19 protein-coding genes are annotated in these 19,047 nt (G+C 64.7%); 6 read left to right on the forward strand and 13 right to left on the reverse strand.

Annotation, left to right across the window (positions count from 1 at the left end):
• Positions 1-11: 11 nt before the first annotated feature.
• The 4 genes from DJ563_RS05395 to DJ563_RS05410 form a co-directional block, all read right to left on the reverse strand.
• The gene (locus tag DJ563_RS05395; protein WP_434518971.1) at positions 12-617 is read right to left on the reverse strand and encodes an START domain-containing protein; all 606 of its coding nucleotides are present in this window, start codon (positions 615-617) and stop codon (positions 12-14) included.
• A gap of 88 nt (positions 618-705) precedes the next feature.
• Positions 706-1,542 carry a bifunctional allantoicase/(S)-ureidoglycine aminohydrolase gene (locus tag DJ563_RS05400; RefSeq protein ID WP_047583757.1) on the reverse strand — a complete coding sequence of 279 codons (837 nt, stop codon included), beginning with the start codon at positions 1,540-1,542 and terminating at the stop codon, positions 706-708.
• 106 nt (positions 1,543-1,648) lie between these two features.
• Positions 1,649-3,040, reverse strand: a complete 1,392-nt coding sequence (locus DJ563_RS05405) for an LLM class flavin-dependent oxidoreductase (protein ID WP_434518972.1) — start codon at positions 3,038-3,040, stop codon at positions 1,649-1,651.
• Positions 3,041-3,056: 16 nt separating this feature from the next.
• Positions 3,057-4,037 (reverse strand): aliphatic sulfonate ABC transporter substrate-binding protein, encoded by a 981-nt coding sequence (locus tag DJ563_RS05410; protein WP_033697494.1) that lies wholly within the window; start codon positions 4,035-4,037, stop codon positions 3,057-3,059.
• Between the two features lie 223 nt (positions 4,038-4,260).
• Here DJ563_RS05410 and DJ563_RS05415 point away from each other — a divergent pair, with 223 nt between their 5' ends.
• Complete coding sequence (locus DJ563_RS05415; protein ID WP_434518973.1) at positions 4,261-5,145, forward strand: hypothetical protein; 885 nt, start codon at positions 4,261-4,263, stop codon at positions 5,143-5,145.
• A gap of 3 nt (positions 5,146-5,148) precedes the next feature.
• On the opposite strand, the gene DJ563_RS05420 is transcribed toward DJ563_RS05415, so the two are convergent.
• Positions 5,149-6,033, reverse strand: a complete 885-nt coding sequence (locus DJ563_RS05420; RefSeq protein ID WP_434518974.1) for a DMT family transporter — start codon at positions 6,031-6,033, stop codon at positions 5,149-5,151.
• 180 nt (positions 6,034-6,213) lie between these two features.
• On the opposite strand from DJ563_RS05420, the gene DJ563_RS05425 reads away from it, so the two are divergent.
• Positions 6,214-6,885: a TetR/AcrR family transcriptional regulator gene (locus tag DJ563_RS05425; protein ID WP_095065147.1), complete on the forward strand. Its 672-nt coding sequence runs from the start codon at positions 6,214-6,216 to the stop codon at positions 6,883-6,885.
• A 6-nt stretch (positions 6,886-6,891) separates the two neighbouring features.
• Here DJ563_RS05425 and DJ563_RS05430 read toward each other — a convergent pair whose 3' ends face one another.
• Positions 6,892-7,899 (reverse strand): GlxA family transcriptional regulator, encoded by a 1,008-nt coding sequence (locus tag DJ563_RS05430; protein WP_434519695.1) that lies wholly within the window; start codon positions 7,897-7,899, stop codon positions 6,892-6,894.
• 270 nt (positions 7,900-8,169) lie between these two features.
• Between DJ563_RS05430 and DJ563_RS05435 the strand changes: the two genes are divergently transcribed.
• Positions 8,170-8,382, forward strand: a complete 213-nt coding sequence (locus tag DJ563_RS05435) for a PLDc N-terminal domain-containing protein (RefSeq protein ID WP_033697499.1) — start codon at positions 8,170-8,172, stop codon at positions 8,380-8,382.
• A gap of 50 nt (positions 8,383-8,432) precedes the next feature.
• Here DJ563_RS05435 and DJ563_RS05440 read toward each other — a convergent pair whose 3' ends face one another.
• The gene (locus DJ563_RS05440) at positions 8,433-8,750 is read right to left on the reverse strand and encodes a hypothetical protein (protein ID WP_434518975.1); all 318 of its coding nucleotides are present in this window, start codon (positions 8,748-8,750) and stop codon (positions 8,433-8,435) included.
• A gap of 287 nt (positions 8,751-9,037) precedes the next feature.
• Positions 9,038-9,757: a TorF family putative porin gene (locus DJ563_RS05445; protein ID WP_434518976.1), complete on the reverse strand. Its 720-nt coding sequence runs from the start codon at positions 9,755-9,757 to the stop codon at positions 9,038-9,040.
• A 179-nt stretch (positions 9,758-9,936) separates the two neighbouring features.
• Here DJ563_RS05445 and DJ563_RS05450 point away from each other — a divergent pair, with 179 nt between their 5' ends.
• Positions 9,937-10,281 carry a hypothetical protein gene (locus tag DJ563_RS05450; protein WP_434518977.1) on the forward strand — a complete coding sequence of 115 codons (345 nt, stop codon included), beginning with the start codon at positions 9,937-9,939 and terminating at the stop codon, positions 10,279-10,281.
• Between the two features lie 22 nt (positions 10,282-10,303).
• Here the strand turns inward: DJ563_RS05450 and DJ563_RS05455 are convergent, their stop codons facing one another.
• Positions 10,304-10,555, reverse strand: coding sequence for a hypothetical protein (locus DJ563_RS05455; protein ID WP_274100201.1), 252 nt, complete (start codon positions 10,553-10,555; stop codon positions 10,304-10,306).
• Positions 10,556-10,735: 180 nt separating this feature from the next.
• Between DJ563_RS05455 and DJ563_RS05460 the strand changes: the two genes are divergently transcribed.
• Together DJ563_RS05460 and DJ563_RS05465 are read left to right on the forward strand one after the other, a co-directional pair.
• On the forward strand, positions 10,736-12,091 hold the full coding sequence (locus DJ563_RS05460; protein WP_434518978.1) for a DUF3300 domain-containing protein: 1,356 nt from the start codon (positions 10,736-10,738) through the stop codon (positions 12,089-12,091).
• Complete coding sequence (locus tag DJ563_RS05465) at positions 12,088-12,996, forward strand: DUF2950 domain-containing protein (protein ID WP_434518979.1); 909 nt, start codon at positions 12,088-12,090, stop codon at positions 12,994-12,996. The genes DJ563_RS05460 and DJ563_RS05465 overlap by 4 nt, the downstream gene beginning before the upstream one ends.
• 27 nt (positions 12,997-13,023) lie before the next feature.
• Here DJ563_RS05465 and DJ563_RS05470 read toward each other — a convergent pair whose 3' ends face one another.
• The 4 genes from DJ563_RS05470 to DJ563_RS05485 all read right to left on the reverse strand — a co-directional run bounded on the left by DJ563_RS05470 (position 13,024) and on the right by DJ563_RS05485 (position 18,996).
• On the reverse strand, positions 13,024-13,980 hold the full coding sequence (locus DJ563_RS05470) for a helix-turn-helix domain-containing protein (RefSeq protein ID WP_434518980.1): 957 nt from the start codon (positions 13,978-13,980) through the stop codon (positions 13,024-13,026).
• Between the two features lie 149 nt (positions 13,981-14,129).
• Positions 14,130-16,214 carry a caprolactamase subunit alpha gene (capA, locus tag DJ563_RS05475; RefSeq protein WP_434518981.1) on the reverse strand — a complete coding sequence of 695 codons (2,085 nt, stop codon included), beginning with the start codon at positions 16,212-16,214 and terminating at the stop codon, positions 14,130-14,132.
• A 13-nt stretch (positions 16,215-16,227) separates the two neighbouring features.
• Positions 16,228-17,973: a caprolactamase subunit beta gene (capB, locus tag DJ563_RS05480; protein ID WP_434518982.1), complete on the reverse strand. Its 1,746-nt coding sequence runs from the start codon at positions 17,971-17,973 to the stop codon at positions 16,228-16,230.
• Positions 17,974-18,141: 168 nt separating this feature from the next.
• The gene (locus tag DJ563_RS05485) at positions 18,142-18,996 is read right to left on the reverse strand and encodes a LysR family transcriptional regulator (RefSeq protein ID WP_434518983.1); all 855 of its coding nucleotides are present in this window, start codon (positions 18,994-18,996) and stop codon (positions 18,142-18,144) included.
• Positions 18,997-19,047: the final 51 nt, after the last annotated feature.

Below are 19,047 nucleotides of genomic sequence, written 5' to 3' on the forward strand. Positions count from 1 at the left end.
GCGAGCGGGCGTCAGTGTTGGCGCTCGGCCACCGCCCGCAGGGTGCGCAGGGTCACCACCGGCGCATCCACCACGAAGCGGTTGGCCAGCCAGCCGGGCACATCCCCGGCGGGGTCTGCCTTGAGCTGGTAGGTGACCTCGGTTTGCCGTTCACCCAGCGGTTTCATCACCCATTCGCCCGTGAGGCGCTGCACGCGGATCAGCCCGGCTACCTCGGGGACCTTGCCGGGGTCGGCGCGCAGGTGGCGCAACAGGGTGCCATCGTCGCGCAGTTCGGTGGTGACCTTGAGCACGATATCCCGCGGCATCGTCGGCCACGGCAGGTCGGTGGTCAGGTACACCCAGGTACTGTCGCCGTCGACCTCCAGCAGGCGCATTTCGGCACAGGCGTACAGCCATTTGCACGCCACCCGCAGGTTTTCCTGCAGGTCGGTGAGCGTGCGTACGCTGGCCTTCATGGTGCTGACACCGCGAAATTGCTGGTAAGGGGAGCCGGCAGCGGCACTGAGGTAGACGCGGATGCCTTCTCTGTCGTAGGCCAGGTTCCAGTCGTCGGCTGCCTGAGCAGCGCCGGACAGCGCCAGCAACAGGGCGGCAAGCAGGCGATAGCGGTTCATGATGAGCACCGCGCAGGGCAGGGGTGTTCAGTATGAGCGGCAAACAGAAAGCCCGCCAGGTGGCGGGCTTCGGACCGTCAGCCTGGGCTCAACGCTGTGGGTTGAGGGTCAGGTGCACGTGGCGGTTGACGTCCTTGTACAGCAGGTAGCTGAAGTTGCCTGGGCCACCGGCGTAGCAGGCTTGCGGGCAGAAGGCGCGCAGCCACATGAAGTCGCCGGCTTCGACTTCGACCCAGTCCTGGTTCAGGCGGTACACCGCCTTGCCTTCCAGCACATACAGGCCGTGTTCCATGACGTGGGTTTCAGCGAACGGAATGACGCCGCCTGGCTGGAAGGTCACGATGTTGACGTGCATGTCGTGGCGCATGTCGGCCATGTCGACGAAGCGGGTGGTGATCCAGCGGCCTTCGGTGCCCGGCATTTCAATGACAGTGGCATTGTCGCGGTGGGTGACGAAGGACTCTGGCAGGTCCAGGCCTTCAACCTTCTGGTAGTGCTTGCGCAGCCAGTGGAAGGTGACGTTGGCCTTGCTGTGGTTGCGCAGGCTCCACTCGGCGCCTGGGGCGATGAAGGCGTAGCCGCCCTGGGTCAGGGTGTGGTGCTTGCCTTCCAGGGTGATGTCGAGCTCACCCTCGACCACGAACACCACGGCTTCGGCGTTGGGGTCCAGTTCCGGGCGCTCGCTACCTCCTTCCGGGGCAACTTCGACGATGTACTGCGAGAAGGTCTCGGCAAAGCCGGTCAGTGGGCGGGCGATGACCCACATGCGCATCTTGTCCCAGAACGGCAGGTGGCTGGTGACGATGTCACGCATCACGCCCTTGGGGATGACGGCATAGGCTTCGGTGAACATGGCACGGTCAGTCAGCAGCTCGGTTTGAGCCGGGTGCCCACCGTGGGGGGCGAAGTAGGAATGATTCGACATGGACGATCTCGACTTGTTGTTCTCTCCCCGTGCCGTGAACCGCACCGGCCGGTGCGGCGCAGGGGATGTGCCGACAGAATAGGGTCGAGCGCGTGCCATCTACAAATTAAATGTTGGAATACCCGGTATTTGCCGGCTGAATGCTAACCTGGCGCCCTGCATGTTGCTCCGGCAGGCGGCTACCCCGGCCGAACAGCTTGTGGCGCAAGGTGCCGTCCTGGTAGTGCAGGGGGTAGCGGCCGCGACGTTGCAGCTCGGGTACCAGCAGCTCGACCACGTTGGCCAGGTCATCAGGTTGCACGGCGTAGGTGAGGTTGAACCCGTCGATGCCGGTCTCGTCCAGCCAGCTTTCCAACTGATCGGCAATATCACGGGCAGTGCCCACCAGCACCGGGCCGCGGCCCCCCAGGCCAACGAACTCGGCGGCCTCGCGCACGGTCCAGCGGCGGTTGGGGTCGGCCGCGGTGAAGGCGGCCAGGGCCGCGCGGCCGGCATCGTTCTCGACATATTCGATGGGGGCATCCGGGTCGAGGCCGGCGAAGTCGATGCCGGTCCAGCCCGACAGCAGGGCCAGGGCGGCGTCCAGGTCAACGTAGCCACGGTACTCGGCGAAGCGCGCTTCGGCTTCTTCACGGGTGGGGGCGACGATCAGCAGGGCCTGGGCGTAGATCAGCACCTCGTTGCGGCCACGCCCGGCAGCCTCGCTGGCCTGGCGGATGCCGTCGGCATAGCGGCGCAGCACCGTGGCCGTCGGCCCGCTGATGAACACGCACTCGGCATGTTGCGCGGCGAACTGCTGGCCGCGTGCCGAGGCGCCCGCCTGGAACAGCACCGGCGTGCGCTGCGGCGAGGGCTGGCACAGGTGCATGCCAGGCACCTGGAAGTGCTCGCCGGCATGGCCGATGGGGTGTACCCGGGCAGGGTCGATGTAGCGGCCGCTGTCACGCTCAAGCACCACCGCATCGTCGTCCCAGCTTTTTTCCCACAGTTTGTACAGCACCTGCAGGTACTCCTCGGCCAGGTCGTAACGCTGGTCGTGGCCAAGCTGGCGAGCCAGGCCCAGGTTGCGCGCGGCGCTGTCCAGGTAGCCGGTGACGATGTTCCAGCCGACCCGGCCATTGCTCAGGTGGTCGAGCGTGGACATGCGCCGGGCAAAGGGGTAGGGGTGCTCGTAGGTCAGTGAGAAAGTCACGCCAAAGCCCAGGTGCTCGGTGACCCCGGCCATGGCCGGAACCAGCAGCAGCGGGTCGTTGACCGGCACCTGCACGCCGCCGCGCAAGGCCGCTTCGGGGCCTCCCTGATAGACGTCGTAGATGCCCAGCACATCGGCGATGAACAGCGCATCGAACAGGCCGCGCTCCAGCAGGCGGGCCAGGTCGGTCCAGTAGTCCAGGCGGTTGAAGGCCACGCTGGTGTTACGCGGGTGGCGCCACAGGCCAGGGGACTGGTGGCTGGCAGCGTTCATGCTGAAGGCGTTGAAGCGGATCGGGCGGGGCATGGCGGTCAGTCTCCAGTCACGGCAGCACGGAAGCCGGGTAGACCGCATCGGCTACCTGCAACTTGCGCGGAATCAGGCCAAGGCCCTGGAAGGTGTCGGCCAGCTTCTGCTGTTCGGCGACGATCTGCGGGGTAATGGCGACGGCGTTGTAGTTACGGCGTTCGCTGGCCACTTGCAGCACATCGGCCTTGATCCCCAACTGCGGCGCCAGCAGCGCGGCGACTTGCGCAGGCTCGGCGTTGGCCCATTGGCTGACCTTGCCCAGTTCGGCGAAGAAGGCCTTGAGCAGCGGGCGGTGCTGGTCGGCGAACGCAGCAGTGGAAAGGTAGAACGTGCGGTTGTTGGTCAGGCCGCTGCCGTCGCGCAGGTTCTTGAGCCCTGGCTGGCTTTCTGCCGCCGCGAGGAACGGGTCCCACAGGGTCACGGCCTGGACGCTGCCCGATTGCAGGGCCGCCACTGCGTCGGCGGCATTATTGACGTAGGCGGGGGTGATGTCCTGGTAGCTCAGGCCGGCTTGTTCCAGCGCGACGGCCAGCAGGTACTGGGCGTTCCAGCCGCGGCCGGTGGCTACCCGCTTGCCTTTGAGGTCCTGCACGCTGGTGAGGTGGTCCTGCTCGCGTACCACCAGGCCGATACCGCGTGGGTAGGGTTGTTCGGCGGCCAGGTAGACCACCGGTTTACCGGCGGCCTGGGCAAATACTGAAGGGGCGTCGGCGGCGTGGCCGAGGTCGATGGCGCCGGTGCTCAGGGCTTCGAGCAATTGCGGGCCTGCGGCGAACTCGTGCCAGCTGACGGTCACGCCCTGCGGGGCGAGGGCCTTTTCCAGGGCGCCGCTGCCTTTGAGAATATTGATGCTGTTGAACTTCTGGTAACCGATACGCAGGGTCTTGGCGTCTTCGGCCAGGGCATTGGACCAGGGCAACAGGGCGCTGGCGACACTGGCCAGCAGGCCGCCGATTAGCAGGCGACGCAGGGGCGAGAAGGCACGGACGGGCATGAGGCGTATTCCTTGAATGGGGTGGCAATCGATGCGCCCAGACTAAGGAGGTGGCGTTTGGCTTTCAATTTGTTTATTCCATTTAGTTAGAATGTTTAGTTATTTTTATATCCTTTTTGTAATACACCATTCAGCACCCGTTACACGCCAAATAGCAGTGTGCCATGACCTTTTTTTCACATCTTCTTGCTAGGATCCCCGCACTCTCAAGGAGCCCTTTTTCATGCCGCACATCCTGCGCAAACGCAGTACCCGCATCACCCTGACCGCCACCGCCAGCCTGCTCGCTGCCACGCTGGGCTTCTTCGCCTGGCAGAGTTTTTACCCCGTCCAGGCTGCCAGCGGTTGGGATGTCGAGGTGTTGCACCGCGACGTGACCAAGGCCGCGTCGTTGTTGCCGCAGGCCGACGGCAGCCTGCTGGTCAGCCGCGAGCTGGACGACGGCCGTGGCAGCATCCTCAAGATTACTGCCCAGGGTGACCGCGTGGTGGTGATCGACAACCTGTCCAAGCCCGACGGCATGGTCGCGGCCGAGGGCGGCTGGGTCTTCAGCCAGGAGGGTGGCCTTGCGCCGGTCAGCCTGTCTCGCGACGGCCAGGTCATCCACCTGTTCGACGGCGAGAGCGTGCAAGGGTTGTGGAACGATGGTGATCACCTCTATGCCATCGAAGACCGTAAGGGCAATGGGCGGTTGATGCGCTATGACTGGCGCAGCGGCCAGCTGGATGTGCTGCGCTCAGGGCTCACCGAAACCGAAGGCCTGACCCGCTGCAACGATGGGCGCCTGCTGTATACCGAGAAAGCCAACGGCAAGGTTCGCGCATTGTCCGAGGACGGTCAGGACCCGGTGGTGGTCGATGGCCTGCGCAACCCGACCTTCCTGTTCTGCGACCAGCGCGGCTTGTGGATCAGCGAAGACAACACGCACCGCGCCCGCCTGCTGCGCATCGACGCCGAGGGCACGCGCCAGACGGTGCTGTCGTTCCTCAAGGCGCCCCAGGCAATCGTTGCGGATGGCAAAGGCGGTTACCTGCTGGCCGAAGGCGGGCGTAACCGCGTACTGCACCTGTCCCCTCCGGTAGAGCGCAATACGGCGCAGCGCGACTGAAGTTCAGTTGGGCAGGCGTGGTTTACGCCCGGGCAGCAGGCCCAGCACCAGCAGGCAGCCGACCAGCACCACCGCGCCGCCCGCCAGTTGCAGCAGGCTCAAGGCTTCGTCGAGGAACACCGCGCCCACCAGTACCGCGACCAACGTCACCACGAACTCGACACTGAGGGCACGGGTGGCGCCGATGCGCGCCACCAGGCCGAAATACAGCACGTACGTGGTGGCGCTCATGACCGCGCCGCTGATCATCAAGTACAGCCAGTCGCTGGCTTGCGGCACGCTGGGCACCGGCACCACCCACAGCAGGGGCAGGGTCAGCAGGCCGCCGGCCAGGAAGGCGCCGCCGGTGACGGTCCACGGGTCCTGGCCACGCAGGTGCAGGCTGGCGTAGTTGCTGCCGAACGCGGCGCTCAAGGCACCGAACAGCGAAGCGATACAGCCGTGGATGAACACGTCGCTGACCGGCTGGGCCGGAAACCCTACCAGCATGGCGATACCGACGAAGCCCAGAAGCAGGCCCGCCAGACCCTGCAAGGTGATTTTCTCCAGCCCCCAGACACGGCCGATGATCATCGAGAACAGTGGGATGGTGGCCACGAAGATCGCCGCCATGGCCGTACCGATCCGCGGGGTGGCATAGGACATGCCGATCAACTGCCCGGCCACGGTGGTAGCGCCGATCACCAGCAGCGGTTTCAACAGCGGGCGCAGGCGCAGGGTGCGGCCGAGCAAGGCGGCCAGAATCGCCAGGGTACTGCCGGCAATCAGCGCCCGCAGGCTGACCGCGCCGACCCAGCCGAAGGCGTGCACCACCTTGAGCAGGACCAGAAAGGAAAACCCCCAGGCAATGGCCAGAAACAGGTAGGCGGCAAAGTCACGCGGTTGCATGGGGCAGGGTCCGTCCAGGGCAGAGGGACGCAGGCTAGCGGGTTGCGGGGCGTGACTTCAAGCGCCGTCGGCGGTTTGCCTGTAACGCCGTTTCGTGGCTACCCGACCAACAGCGTGCTTCCCTGCATGGCCGCGCTCACGGATAATCACCGTATTCCAATAAACAGCCTGTGAGTGGGTATGAGTGATTCCGTAGTCAGCCTCGGCCAGCCTGAGATCGAAGGGGTGCGCAAGTCGCGCAAGAACAACCCCGAGAAAACGCGCGAGGATATCCTTCAGGCCGCCATCAACGAGTTCGTCCAGCAGGGCCTGGCCGGCGCGCGCGTCGATGCCATCGCCGAGCGCACCGCCACCTCCAAACGCATGATCTACTACTACTTCGGCAGCAAGGAGCAGTTGTACGTCGAGTGCCTGGTCAAGCTCTACGGTGATATCCGCAAGACCGAGCAAAGCCTGGACCTGGAGTCGCTGCCGGCCGAGCAGGCGATCCGCCGCCTGGTGGAGTTCACATTCGATCACCACGACCGCAATGTCGATTTCGTGCGCATCATCTGCACCGAGAACATTCACTACGGCGAGTACGTCAAACAGTCGCCGGTCATTCGCGAGATGAGCAGCCTGGTGCTCGAAGCCCTTGGCAGTACCCTGCGTCGGGGCGAGCAGGAAGGCGTGTTCCGTGCCGGTATCGAGGTCATCGACCTGCACATGCTGATGAGCTCGTTCTGTTTCTACCGGGTGTCGAACCGCCACACCTTCGGCGAGATCTTCCAGATAGACCTCGCCGACGAAGCCATCAAGCAGCGCCACAAGACCATGATCGGTGACGCGGTCATTCGCTACATCCGCGCCTGAGCGGTGTCATTCGCCCAGCCGTTGCTCGCGTGACGGCGGGTAGCCGAAGTATGCGGCGTAGCACTTGCTGAAGTGCGACACCGAAACGAACCCGCAGGCCACTGCCACGTCCATCACCGACAGGTCGGAGTACTGCAGCAGGCGGCGGCTCTTGGTGATGCGCAATTCCATGTAGTAGCGCCGCGGCGAGGTGCCCAGCTGGGCCTGGAACAAGCGGTCGATCTGGCGCCGCGAGCGCCCGCTGTAGGCGGCCAGCTGATCGAGGCTGAGGGTTTCTTCGAGGTTGTTCTCCATCAGCTCGACGATGGTACGCATGTGCAGGCTCATGGACTTTTTCGCCCCCGGGCCGACCTGGCGATAGCGCGCGCCCGAGAACGACAGGATTTCTTCGACGCCTTCGGCCAGGCCGTCGCCATAGAGCCTGCGGACCAGGCCGAGCATCAGCTCCATGGCGCCATTGGGGCTGGCGGCGCTGAGGCGGTCACGGTCGAGGGTGAAACTGGCCGGGGTGATGCGGGTTTGCGGGCTGCGCTCCGAGAGGCTGGCGCGTTGCTCGGGGTGGATGCTGCAGCCATAGTCATCCAGCACGCCCGCGCGGCCGAGGAACCAGGCGCCGTTCCACAGGCCGCCCAGGGCCATGCCATGGGCCGCGCAGTCGTGCAGCAGTCGATCGAGTTCAGGGTACTTGAGCGGCGTGCGCAGGCCACCGCAGATGATCAGCAGGTCCAGCTCGCGCAACGCTTCCGCCGACAGATCGCTGGTCACCAGCTCCAGCCCCAGGTCGCTCAGCACCCTGTCACCGTCCAGCGACAGCGGGGTGAACTGGAAGCTGTCGGTGCGCAGCAGGTTGGCGGTGACCAGCACATCCATGGCCACGGTGAAGCTGGCCATGGAGAAGTGTTCCAGCAATACGAAGTCGACCCGATAGGGCGCTTGGGCATTTGCGGTGGTGGACTTGAGCCGCAGCATGTTGCTGGTGCTGGTCTTTTTGCTGAACTGACGTGGGGTGGGCACTCTGGACTCCGCTTCCTGGCTGGCCTGGGGAGTGTGCTCGGTGGCAGGGGGAAAGACAATCTCCGGGGTGGGGGTGTCGTATTTGAGGTCGTGTTCAGGCAATTGGGCGGGGGGCATGGCTTGAATTTTTCAGCGCCTGTGAGATCGAGCGCCGCCCGCGCGGCGCTCGATCTCATAGGCGCCGAAACCCTGACGGCGTACCTTCTAACCAAATTGAACCCTCAGCGCCTGCCGCAACCCAACGCATTACACGCCAATGGGAGAGCGCTCATGGAAATCGGAACGATCTGGATCATCCTCGCAGCCGTCGTGATTCTTCTGGAAATCTGGGCCATCTGGCACATCATCGGCAGTGACCGGCGCGCCGAGCGCAAGATGCTATGGGTCGTATTCGTGGTCTATGCACCGTTGCCAGGCTTGCTGTTCTGGGCTTGGCGCGGGCCGCGCGCAGTGAAGGGCAGGGCGGTATTGCAGGAAAAGTAATAGCCAGAGCATCAGGCGCGGGGGCGCCTGATGCGGCCACCGTCAACGCCTCAGGGCAGAATGCTGAAACGGATGGCCTGGCCCAGGCCATCCACCATCAAGCAGCCGTGAAACCTGACGCGCGACAGCACACGCAAGCTCTTGAGCTCTTCGTGGATGCGGTCGCGTATCTGCTTCTCGGCCTCGTCGATCCGGTCCGCCGTCGTCGCATGGTAGAGGTGAACCACACCCAACAGCGTGGTTTCAATGTGCTCAACGGTATCCCAGCCGATTCTGCGCAGATGCAGGCGTGCGCTCGCGGCTTCGTCCTCATCGCCTTCATGCCGTGGGTTGATGGTGTAGGCGAGTTGAAAATGATGCTTGGTCATTGTCGCTTTCCTTGTTGCAGGCTGGCCTCCGTGCCGGGTCTTGCAATCTAGCGGCTGACAGACCTCGCTGAAAACACACACGTGGTTCAATGCTCCGACATCGCTATCAGAAAAGTCTTACGACGTTCTTGACCTCAAGCTAACGCGAGGTCTGATACTCGGGCCTTTCTTCCCCCGTGCGAGTTGCTGTATATCGCCGGCCAAGATACCGGTACCGCGCTTGGCGCTGGACGGGATGCTCATGGAAATCGAGGCCGTGGCGGCAACGGACTGATCAGCGCCTCAGGCTAGAAGAAACTGCGCTGCGCCTTGAACGTGACCACGCTCTCGCAATACGCATTGATACCGGCATAGGCATCGCAACCGGTACCGCTGAGGTTGGAGTTGCTGTAGATCAAATTGAGGTCGATGCCCAGCCAAGGCCGCGACAGCTCCAGCGACCAGTCGGAAAACGCGCTGACCTGGCTGCCATCGCCAATCGTGAACGGCGTGCCCAGGCGATGATGGGCCAGCTTGACAGTGAAGTCGGCGTCGAGCAGGGGCAGTTGACCGAGGTCGGCGAACAGGGTGCTGGTGCGGTTGTCGGGGTTGTCACGCAACGCGCCACCAAAACGGCTGCCGAATACCGAGATGCCCCCGTAGACGGCGTAGCTGTCAGGGCCTGAGAGGTTGGGTTGGCTGTAGTGGATCAACCCCACTTCATAGCCCAGGGTGCTGTCGAAGTGGTGCTGGTAGCCCATGTAGCTGTCCAGGCGCAGGGTGGAGTCGGGCGACAGGCCCATGCTCGGGGCGTATTGCCCCAAGTACCAGCCGTTGAGGTGGCTGAGGTCGAGGCCGCCATGAAAGGCCCCCACGGCGCTTGGCGAAATAAGCCCCTGGGCCATGCTGCGCGTCGGCGTAGTGCCAAGTTTGAAGTCGAAATCGCCCAATTGGCGCTGTATCTGCTGGGCCTGCAGCGCGGGGCTCAACAGCAGCGCTGCGCTCAGCAACAGAAGGGGCCTGGTCATGGTCACCGTCCTGGAAGGCTTGCTGTAGAGCGCCCAAGGATACCCGTGTTGGCCAAGGGTGCAAACCGTTCGGCGCGCCACCCAGGCGGCAGGGCTAGCGGTGATCGTGCGTTTACGCCCGAGCGTCGCACATTCTCTTCTAGAATTGCCTGAACACTTTCCACTCCAAGGCCCAGGCCATGCGCAGACTGTGGCGGAAATACCTCGACCTGCTGGATGCGGACCTGAGCACCAAGGTTTTTGACAATTTCAAGAACCTGTTGGTCTGCGGCCTGCTGTTTGCCGCCGGTACGGATGCCCTGCACAACAGCGACCCCGTGTTCCTAGGGCTTTGGGTACCGAGCGTGACCGGCTGGGGGTTGATCATCGTGTCGGCATTGCTGCTGCTGTTGAATGTCAGCGATACGCTGCATCGCTTGGCCAAGCTGCCGTATCACACGGCGATGCAGGTTGCGCTGTGTTTGCTGTACCTGGTTCTGGCGTCGCGGGTGGTGGAAATCATCTGGAATTTTCGCGCGCACTGAACGTGGCCGAGCCGAGCCTAGCCTAGCCTTGGCTGGAGGGGGAGCGTTCGGCAACCTCTGTCACCACTTGATCGCTGCCAGCGCGCTGGATGACCAACCGCCGTTGTTCGTATTCGTCCAGGGAAAGGCCCTGGCGTTGCAACGCTTCGAGTTGCAACTGCCGGGTTTCCTCGGCGGTGTAGGCGCGCAGTTCAGGGTGGCTGGCGCAGCCGCTCAACACGGTCATGGCGGTAACAATCAGGGCAGTGAGCAACAGGCGGGCCGAGGTGTTCATCGAGCAGCTCCAGAGTTTGGGGGGCGCGGGGATCGAAGCGATGGAGCAAGGTTATTGGGCATCCTCGATCAGTAGAAATTGCCTTGCTCGATAGTGACTATCGACAGCACCTTCTGGCGGGCAATACGGCTGAGCTTTGCTACCGTTAACCCACGCGGTTCGGCCACATAGGGATAAGTCATGCGCATGCCATTGTTCGGGGTCTTGTCGGCGGTGCTGTGCCTGCAAGGCGTACCGGGGCTGGTCAAGGCCGAGGATGCTGCGGCGCCGCCAACCGCCGCGGTTGCGGCCAAGGAGGCGGTGTTCACCCAGGAGCAACTGGACCAGATGCTGGCGCCCCTTGCCCTTTACCCGGATGCGCTGCTGGCGCAGGTACTGATGGCGGCGACCTACCCCGGGCAAGTGGCCGAGGCGGTGGCCTGGTCCAAGGCCAACCCCAAGGCCACTGGCGACGCTGCGGTCAAGCAAGTGGCCAACCAGGCCTGGGACCCGAGTGTGCAGGCGCTGGTCGCCTTCCCGCAGGTGCTGGCAACCCTCGGCCAGGACCCGGTCTGGGTCCAGCGCCTGGGCGATGCCTTCCTCGCGCAACCCGACGATGTCATGAATGGCGTGCAGCGCCTGCGCCACCAGGCCCAGGCTGCCGGTAACCTGCAGAGCAACCAGTACCAGCAGGTGACTGTGCAGGCGGCGCCGGCGCCCAAGGCCAGTGCCCCGGCCAGCAGCGCGCCGACCACCATCATCATCGAGCCCGCCGAACCGCAGGTGGTGTACGTGCCCAGCTACAACCCGACCACCGCCTACGGCACCTGGGCCTACCCGGCCTCACCGCCGGTGTATTACCCGCCGCCGCCGATGTATTACGCAGGCTCCGCACTGGTGGCGGGGCTGGCGTTCGGTACCGGCGTTGCGATCGTCAGTTCGTTGTGGGGCAACTGCGACTGGGGCCACAACGACATCGATATCGACGTCAATCGCTACAACAACATCAACGTCAACAACCGCATCAGCAACAATCAGAACAAGTGGCAGCACAATGCGGTAAATCGCGAAGGCGTGCCGTACCGCGATGCGCGCAGCCGTCAGCAATATGGCCGGCAACTGGACGGCGCCGCGCAGCGCACCGCCTTCCGGGGTGACGACGCCCAGCGTGCCCAGGCACGGGACAAGGCGCGCGCCTCGATGGACAGGGCAGGCATCGAACGGCCTGCCACCAGCAACCGCGAGGCGCGCGACCGGGTGCGCGAAGCGCAGGCGAACAACCCACGGCCTGCCGAGCGCCGAGCGCAGGCGGGCAGTAGCCGTGACAACCTGCAGGCCAGGCAGCACGTAGCGCAAGCGCGGCCGGCCAACAGCGCTGGCCGTGCCCGCAATAACGCCTTCGATGGCGTGCGCTCGCCATCGAGCACCCGCGCGCAGGCCGACCGAGGTCGCATCAGTCAGTCGTTTGCCCAGCGGCCGCACACTGCGCGAGCCGCCGGGCATCAGATCTCCAGGCCCAGTGCGCCCATGCGCCGTGGTGGAGGGGGCCGTCGATGAACCGTCGATCAGGGTTGGGTGCCTGCGCCCGTGGCTGGTTGCTGGCTGCGGGGATGGCGGGTTCGTGCCTGGTGGCGGCGCAGGAGGCCTTCCCGACGCCTGAAAAGGCCGCTGAAGCCTTTGTCGCAGCGCTGGGCAAGGAGCACGCCGACGAGGCACGCCTGGCGCAGTTGCTGGGGGATGACTGGCGAACCTATATCCCCAGCGGCGGGGTACAGCGCAGCGACGTCGATGCGTTCCTGCAGCAGTACCGCGAAGCGCACCGCGTTGAAAGGCCCCATGAGCACCAGGCCATCCTGGCGGTGGGGCACGAACGATGGACGCTGCCCATTCCCATCATTCAAGGCAGCCGCGGTTGGCGTTTCGACCTCAAGGCCGGCAGCGCCGAAATCCGCGCCAGGCGCATCGGCCGCAACGAGCTGGCGGCGTTGCAGTCGGTGCTGGCCTACCACGACGCGCAGCTCGATTACGCCGCGCAAGACCGCAATGGCAATGGTGCGCTCGAGTATGCACAGAAGATCCTCAGCACACCCGGCAAGCACGACGGCCTGTACTGGGAAGATGCCGGCGATGGCCAGGTCAGCCCATTGGGGCCACTGTTCGGCCGGGATGTGGTCGGTGATGATTGGTACGGCTACCGTTTCCGCATCCTCGATGCACAAGGCCCGTCAGCGCCCGGGGGCGCCTACAGCTACCTGATCGGCAACCAGATGAGCCGTGGTTTCGCCCTGGTTGCCTGGCCTGCCAAGTATGACGACAGCGGAGTGATGAGTTTCATGATCAGCCACGACGGGCAGGTCTTCGAAAAGGACCTGGGGCCAGAAGGGGAGAAGCTCGCCAAGGCCATGAAGCGCTTCGACCCCGACGACAGCTGGAAGCTGGTCGATACCCCTGTTGGCGGCTGAAGCCGGCGCATCCTTGCGCCGCTGCATTCAGTGCGTGCGCGCCGCGCGCACCTCGCGTGCAGTACAACCATAGCGCTGGCGAAAGGCGCGTGTGAACTGGGCCTGGTCGGTGAAGCCCCAGCGAAACGCCAGCTCGCCGATAGCCAGGTGGCAGTGCGGGTCGCGCAGTTGCTGGTGCACGGCGTCCAGGCGCTGTTGGCGCACCCATTCGCCGAGGGTGTAGGGCGTGATCGAGAATAGCTTGTGCAGATAGCGCAGTGACAGGCCGCAGGCATTGGCGATGGCTTGCGGTGACAGGTCGGGGTCGCCGAGGTTTTGCAGTACATAGCGCTCGACCCGGGTCAGGTGCAGCGTGCTGAGGTTGGAACCTTCGCTGCCCAGCACGCGCTCGTCCTGTTGCAGGGCCAGCAGCAGAGTCGCACTTGCTTGCTCCAGCAGCAGGTGGCGTGCCGCTGCGGGGCTTGCGTCGAAGTGGCGCGCGCAGAGGTCCAGCTGTTCGACGAAGATGCGCCCCAAACCTTGGCTGGCGTCGAAGCAGTGGCGGGTGTAGCGCCTGTGCCCGAGCAGGTTCGCCTTCAGCGCACGCTCCGGCAGCTTCAGTACCCACAGGTCATTGTCCGCGCGGTAGTGGAAGCGGTAAGGGGCGTCGCCGCGCTCGACGATAAAACCGCCAGGGCGGCAGCTCAGTTGGTGGCCATCCTGCTCGAAATGCACCTCGCCGCGGCTGGGGACGGTAACCAGGTAGAACGCGTCAGAGTCTTGGCCGATGTGCGCCTTGTTGCGTGAATAGCCGAGCTGGCTGGAGCGCAGGCGTGACAGGCTGAGCGGGGTGGTGGGCGTGCTCCAGCGCTGCAAGTGGCCGTCGAATGGCTGTTCGGTGGCAAATTCCAGGCTCAACGGGAAGTACGTATCACTGATCGCTTCGGCCCAGCGAGCCTGGCGTTCGGGCTGCGCCCAGCCGTGGGTCGAGAGTTCTGTGGGCATGGTGGGTCCTTTTTCAAAGAGGGCAGCATTGAAAAAAGGAACTGCAGGCAAGCTACTCAAGCAGCTCTTGTTATTGTGCAAAAAAGCCCGGCTGCGCAAAGCGGCCGGGCAGGTATCACGCCCATGATCGGCGCGTGCCGACCTTCAGATCAAGCGCCGCGTGTCACCCGGTAGGTGGCAGACGGCTCCAGGCAGGCTTGCCAGCCTGGCGGCACGACGATGTTGGTGGTGTCCTCCTCGATCACACACGGGCCCTGCACGGTCTGCCCAGGCAGCAGGCGGTTACCGTTGAACACCGGCGTGCGTTGCCACTCACCATCGGCACTGAACAGCATCGGGCGCTCGCTGTCCGGGGTTGCCGCCGGTGGCTGCGCCGGCCCTTGCAGCGTTGGCTGTGGCGGGCGGGGCAGGTGACCGATCACCGAGCACTCCAGGTTGACCAGCTCCACTGGGCTCTCAGGCTCGCTGTACGAATAGAGCGTCTGGTGGCGCACGTGGAAGGCCTCGATCAGCGCTGCCAGCCCGGTGCTGTCCAGGGCGTGGCGTTCCAGCTGCACGCTGCATTCATGGATCTGCCCCCGGTAGCGCATTTCCAGGGTGTAGTGGCAACTGCTGGCCTGGTCGCCGAAGCCGTCTTCGCGCAAGTTCGCCAGGCCTTGCTGGCGCAGCTTGGCGAGGGCATGGTTGAGCTGTGCCAGGTCAGCGTGCTGCGCGTCCAGGCGCATCGACAGGCTGGTCAGCTGGTCATAACGCATATCCGAGAGAATCTGGCCGAAGGCGCACAGCCCTGAGGCCACCTTGGGGATCAGCACGGTGTGCATACCGATTTCTTCGGCCAGGCGCACCACGTGCATGCCCGCCGCGCCGCCCGCACCGATCAGGGCGAAGTCGCGAGGGTCGTGGCCGCGTTCGATGGACACCCGGCGGATGCCGTTGACCATGTTCAGGTTGACCAGGGTGGTAATGCCAAACGCGGCGCGTTCCACGCTGATGCCCAGCGGTTCGGCGACCTTGAAGCCGATGGCGTCCAGCGCCGCCTGGCGGTTCAGGCGAATGCTGCCACCGAGTAATGCGCCGTCAGGCAGGTAACCCAGGGCCAGGTTGGCATCGGTGACGGTGGGTTCAGTGCCGCCCTTGCCATAGCACACCGGGCCGGGCGTGGCGCCAGCGCTGCGTGGGCCGACCTGGAGCATGCCGAATTCGTCGAGATGGGCGATGGAGCCACCGCCGGCGCCCAGCGTTTCCACCTGGATCATCGGCACGCCGATACGCTGGCGTAGAAAGTCCACATCCTTGCTGAAATTGGTGCGCCCGGCGTTGGTCAGGGTAATGTCGAACGAGGTGCCCCCCATGTCCACGGTGATGACGTTATCGATGCCGAACGGGCGCGCTACCGCGAGCCCGGCCTGGGGCGCCGAGGCAGGCCCCGAGTTGATCGCGTTGACCGCACGCTCACGCATCAGGTGGCCGGGTGCCAGGCCGCCGTTGGACTGGAAGTAGCGTACCGGTTGCTGCGCGCCCAGTTCCTCGAACAGGCTGTCGATGCGTGCCACGTAACGCGCCATCACCGGGCTCAGGTAGGCGTTGACCACGGTGGTGGAGGTGCGGGTGTATTCGCGGATTTGCGGGAACACTTCAACGCCTGTGCAGACGAACACCCCGGGCAGCGCCGCCCGTACTAGCTCGGCGGCGCGCTGCTCATGGCTGGGGTTGCGCACCGACCAGAGGAAGGAGATGGCCACCGCCTGCACGCCTTCGGCACGCAAGTAATCGATGGCCTCGTGTACCGCGCGTTCGTCCAGCGGGGTGTGTTCGCGGCCATCACCGAGGATCCGGCCGCCGATGGGGCGGCGCAGGTGACGCGGGGCAAGCATGTGCGCCGGCGGGTAGTGGGCGTCATAGCGGTGGCCCTCTTCCTTGTGGCCGAGGCGGATCTCCAGGCTGTCTTCGTGGCCTTCGGTGCACAGCAGGCCGACCTTGACCCCGGTGCGCTCGATCAGGGCGTTGAGGGCGACCGTGGTGCCGTTGATGCACAGGTCGCAGTTGGCGATGATCTCGGCCGGCGTGCGGCCGGTGGCGTCGGCGATCTGCGCCAGGCCGGCGCGAATGGCCAGGGTGCCATCCTGCGGCGTGGATGGGGCTTTGAACAGCTGCACGCCACCGTCGCGGTCAGCCAGGATGAAGTCGGTAAAGGTGCCGCCGGCGTCGATGCCCAGGCGATATTGATTGCGCATGATGGGTCTCCGGTCAGTGCAGGTCGCGGGCAAGGCGGGTGGCGGTTTCGTCGAGCTGGCCGTCGGCATCGACGATCACTGCGTAGTCCAGGGCTGCGCCCTGTGGCGACACCAGGCCGTTGCGCAGGTCTTGCAGCACGGCAGCTACCGGGCGGCGCAACGGGTCGCCGTAGCCACCACCGCCAGGGTTGATGTTGATGATCCGCTCGCCGGGCTGCAGGGTGAGCATGGGGTTCTGGGTGTAGTGGTCTTGCGTGCCATCCGCGTGCTGGTGGATCAACCGGCCGAGCTTGGGTGCGAGCAGGCCATTGCGTGCTCCGGCTGCTCCGGCCGTGGGCAGTTGGCGGCCTTCGCCGAAGCCGACCACGGTCATCGCGTGTTGCAGCGGTTCGATCTCCAGGCGGGTGCCGGAACCGCCGCGAAACTCACCGGCACCGCCACTGTCGGCCATCAGGCTGTAGCGGTGGATAAGCACCGGGTAGGCGTGCTCGAGCAACTCGATGTCGCCGCTCATCAGCGCGCCAAAGCAGCACAACGGCCCGCATGCGTGCCAGCCATCCATGACCTTGTTGGCGCCGGCGCCGGCAATGATTGAGGCCAGTACCATGGTGACGTACTCGCTGTTGTCGTTGCGCGGGTCGTGGCCGGCGATGTTGATGCCGCTGGTATGGCCCCATGAGGCGGTGACCCGCTGCGGCGAGGCTTGCTCCAGCGCCGTGCGCACGGCATCGGCCAGGGTTTCCATCGGGGTGGTGGTGCAGTTGACGTGCGGTGCCGGCTCCTGGGCGTTGCACAGGGTGCCCTTGGCGCCGACATCGACCGTGACGCAGCGATACAGGCCCTCGTTGTAGGGCGGTGCGACCTGGGCGAACATCATCAGCCCAAGGTACACGCCGGAAACCGAGTTGCCCTCGTAGGAGTTGATGAAGTAAGGCACCTGCGGTGGGCTTTCGATACGCACGTGGGCTTGGTCGCCACGGATTTTGACATGGGCGGTGATGGCCAGCTCGCCCAGGCCGTGGCCGGAGTCTTCGAGCACGGCGGTGCCGCTGTACTGGCCGTCCGGCACGTCGCGCAGCAGGGCGCGCATGTGGCGGTCGGCCATGTTCTTCAGCTCGGCGATGCAGGCGCGTACTTGCTCGACGCCGTACTTGTCGAGCAAGTCGAGCAAGTGCCGTTCACCGACTTTGCAGGCCCCGTACTGGGCATTGAGGTCGCCTTCCTGGTACGGGCGGGCGCGCATGTTGGTGAGCATGAAGTTGATCACGTCCTCTCGGCGCTTGCCTTTTTCCCACAGCTTGACGGGCGGGATGCGCAGGCCCTCGGCGTAGATCTCTTTGGCGTCCGGGTTGTAGCCAGCGGGTACCGGCCCACCGATGTCGGTCAGGTGGCCCTTGCACACGGTCCAGAACACCAGCTCGCCCTGGTAATACACCGGCTTGTACATGCAGCAGTCGAGGATGTGGCTGCCCTTGTACGCCGGGTCGTTGTGGTAGATCACGTCACCTTCGGCAATGTCGTCACCGAAGAATTCGGCCACGCACTTCATCGCGGGGATCAGCGAACCCAGGTGGATGGGGATGTCCTGGCCTTGCAGGATCATTTCGGGGAGGTGGTCGAACAGCGAGTTCGAGTAGTCGTGGGCCAGGTTGAACACACTGGAGCGGCCAGTCTTTTCCAGGGTCAAGGTCATTTCCCGCTGCGCTGTCTCCAGCGCACCCCGGACAACCGCAAGGGTGATCGGATCTACTGTTTTCATGGGTCACCAACGTTTCTTGTTGTGCTTTGGGTGCGTGCCGCAGAGCTCGGCGCGTGGTGACAGGCTACGGGGGGAGAGGGGCGGCTGACTTGTCGGTGGGTGTACTGCTTGTTGCGCGTGGGTGCACGGGTGCGGGCAATTATTCCGCTGGGGTTCTGTGACGGCGGCCTATTGGCCCAGCAACTGCTGCACCAGCCACTGCCCGGCCGGGCCGAGGGCGCGGCGGCGTGACCAGGCGATATCCATGTCGACCCGCCGCGGGTAACCGGCCACCTGCAATTGCACCAGGCCGCTGCCAAAGCGGGTGACCAGCGCTTTGGGCAGTTCTGCCCAGCCAAAACCACGGTCGGCGAACTCCAGCAAGGTCAGGTAGTCCGGTGCCGACCAGGCTTGGCCGCGGTCGTGATGCAAGCTGGGGGCGTAGGTCTTGATGTACAGCTGGCGCACGCTCTCCAGCTGCTGGCGCTGCACCGTGCGCAGGGCCGCCAGCGGGTGGTCGGCGCTGACATACACGCAAAACTCCGCCTGTTCAGGCAGGCGCGCCACGGCGACGTCGGCAGGGTAGTGGGGCTGTGCGGCCAGTATGCCGATCTGGGCCATGTCCAGTTGCACCAGCTCGATCACATCAGCGTCTTCAGACGGGCCGCAGCGCAGTTCGGTGTGCGGGTAGCGTTCGGCAAAACCAGCCATGACTGCGCTTTGGAACGTGACGCTGTAGCTGTCCGACATCACCACCGAGACCAGCGCTTCGACATGCTCGGCCAACCTGAGCGCCAGGGCGTCGAGCCCGGCGCTGGCATCGAGGATCGCTTCGACGTGCGGCATCACCTGTCGGCCTGCGGCATTGAGCGTGGGGTGGCGGCCTCCTCGGTCGAACAGAGTGCAGCCGATATCGGCCTCGAAATTGGCAATGGCGATGCTGACGGTGGACTGGCTTTTCTTGAGTTTGCGCGCCGCCGCAGAAAACGAGCCGAGTGAGGCAGCTTCGACAAAGGCAAGCAAGGCTTCCGGTGAGTAGCGCATAGGTATTGATAAAATCGATGGGTGCTATGTCGCGAGTATCTGTTCTATCAA

Source organism: Pseudomonas sp. NFX1 (assembly GCF_051123555.1).
GTDB classification, from domain to species: domain Bacteria; phylum Pseudomonadota; class Gammaproteobacteria; order Pseudomonadales; family Pseudomonadaceae; genus Aquipseudomonas; species Aquipseudomonas capeferrum.

Coding starts and splice junctions, on each gene's coding strand:
- DJ563_RS05395 (WP_434518971.1), bottom strand. CDS start 617: ATGAACCGCTATCGCCTGCTTGCCGCCCTGTTGCTGGCGCTGTCCGGC.
- DJ563_RS05485 (WP_434518983.1), bottom strand. CDS start 18,996: ATGCGCTACTCACCGGAAGCCTTGCTTGCCTTTGTCGAAGCTGCCTCA.
- capB (WP_434518982.1), bottom strand. CDS start 17,973: ATGAAAACAGTAGATCCGATCACCCTTGCGGTTGTCCGGGGTGCGCTG.
- DJ563_RS05415 (WP_434518973.1), top strand. CDS start 4,261: ATGCCGCACATCCTGCGCAAACGCAGTACCCGCATCACCCTGACCGCC.
- DJ563_RS05440 (WP_434518975.1), bottom strand. CDS start 8,750: ATGACCAAGCATCATTTTCAACTCGCCTACACCATCAACCCACGGCAT.
- DJ563_RS05470 (WP_434518980.1), bottom strand. CDS start 13,980: ATGCCCACAGAACTCTCGACCCACGGCTGGGCGCAGCCCGAACGCCAG.
- DJ563_RS05450 (WP_434518977.1), top strand. CDS start 9,937: ATGCGCAGACTGTGGCGGAAATACCTCGACCTGCTGGATGCGGACCTG.
- DJ563_RS05410 (WP_033697494.1), bottom strand. CDS start 4,037: ATGCCCGTCCGTGCCTTCTCGCCCCTGCGTCGCCTGCTAATCGGCGGC.
- DJ563_RS05405 (WP_434518972.1), bottom strand. CDS start 3,040: ATGCCCCGCCCGATCCGCTTCAACGCCTTCAGCATGAACGCTGCCAGC.
- DJ563_RS05460 (WP_434518978.1), top strand. CDS start 10,736: ATGCGCATGCCATTGTTCGGGGTCTTGTCGGCGGTGCTGTGCCTGCAA.
- DJ563_RS05420 (WP_434518974.1), bottom strand. CDS start 6,033: ATGCAACCGCGTGACTTTGCCGCCTACCTGTTTCTGGCCATTGCCTGG.
- DJ563_RS05465 (WP_434518979.1), top strand. CDS start 12,088: ATGAACCGTCGATCAGGGTTGGGTGCCTGCGCCCGTGGCTGGTTGCTG.
- DJ563_RS05445 (WP_434518976.1), bottom strand. CDS start 9,757: ATGACCAGGCCCCTTCTGTTGCTGAGCGCAGCGCTGCTGTTGAGCCCC.
- DJ563_RS05400 (WP_047583757.1), bottom strand. CDS start 1,542: ATGTCGAATCATTCCTACTTCGCCCCCCACGGTGGGCACCCGGCTCAA.
- DJ563_RS05455 (WP_274100201.1), bottom strand. CDS start 10,555: ATGAACACCTCGGCCCGCCTGTTGCTCACTGCCCTGATTGTTACCGCC.
- capA (WP_434518981.1), bottom strand. CDS start 16,214: ATGCGCAATCAATATCGCCTGGGCATCGACGCCGGCGGCACCTTTACC.
- DJ563_RS05425 (WP_095065147.1), top strand. CDS start 6,214: ATGAGTGATTCCGTAGTCAGCCTCGGCCAGCCTGAGATCGAAGGGGTG.
- DJ563_RS05435 (WP_033697499.1), top strand. CDS start 8,170: ATGGAAATCGGAACGATCTGGATCATCCTCGCAGCCGTCGTGATTCTT.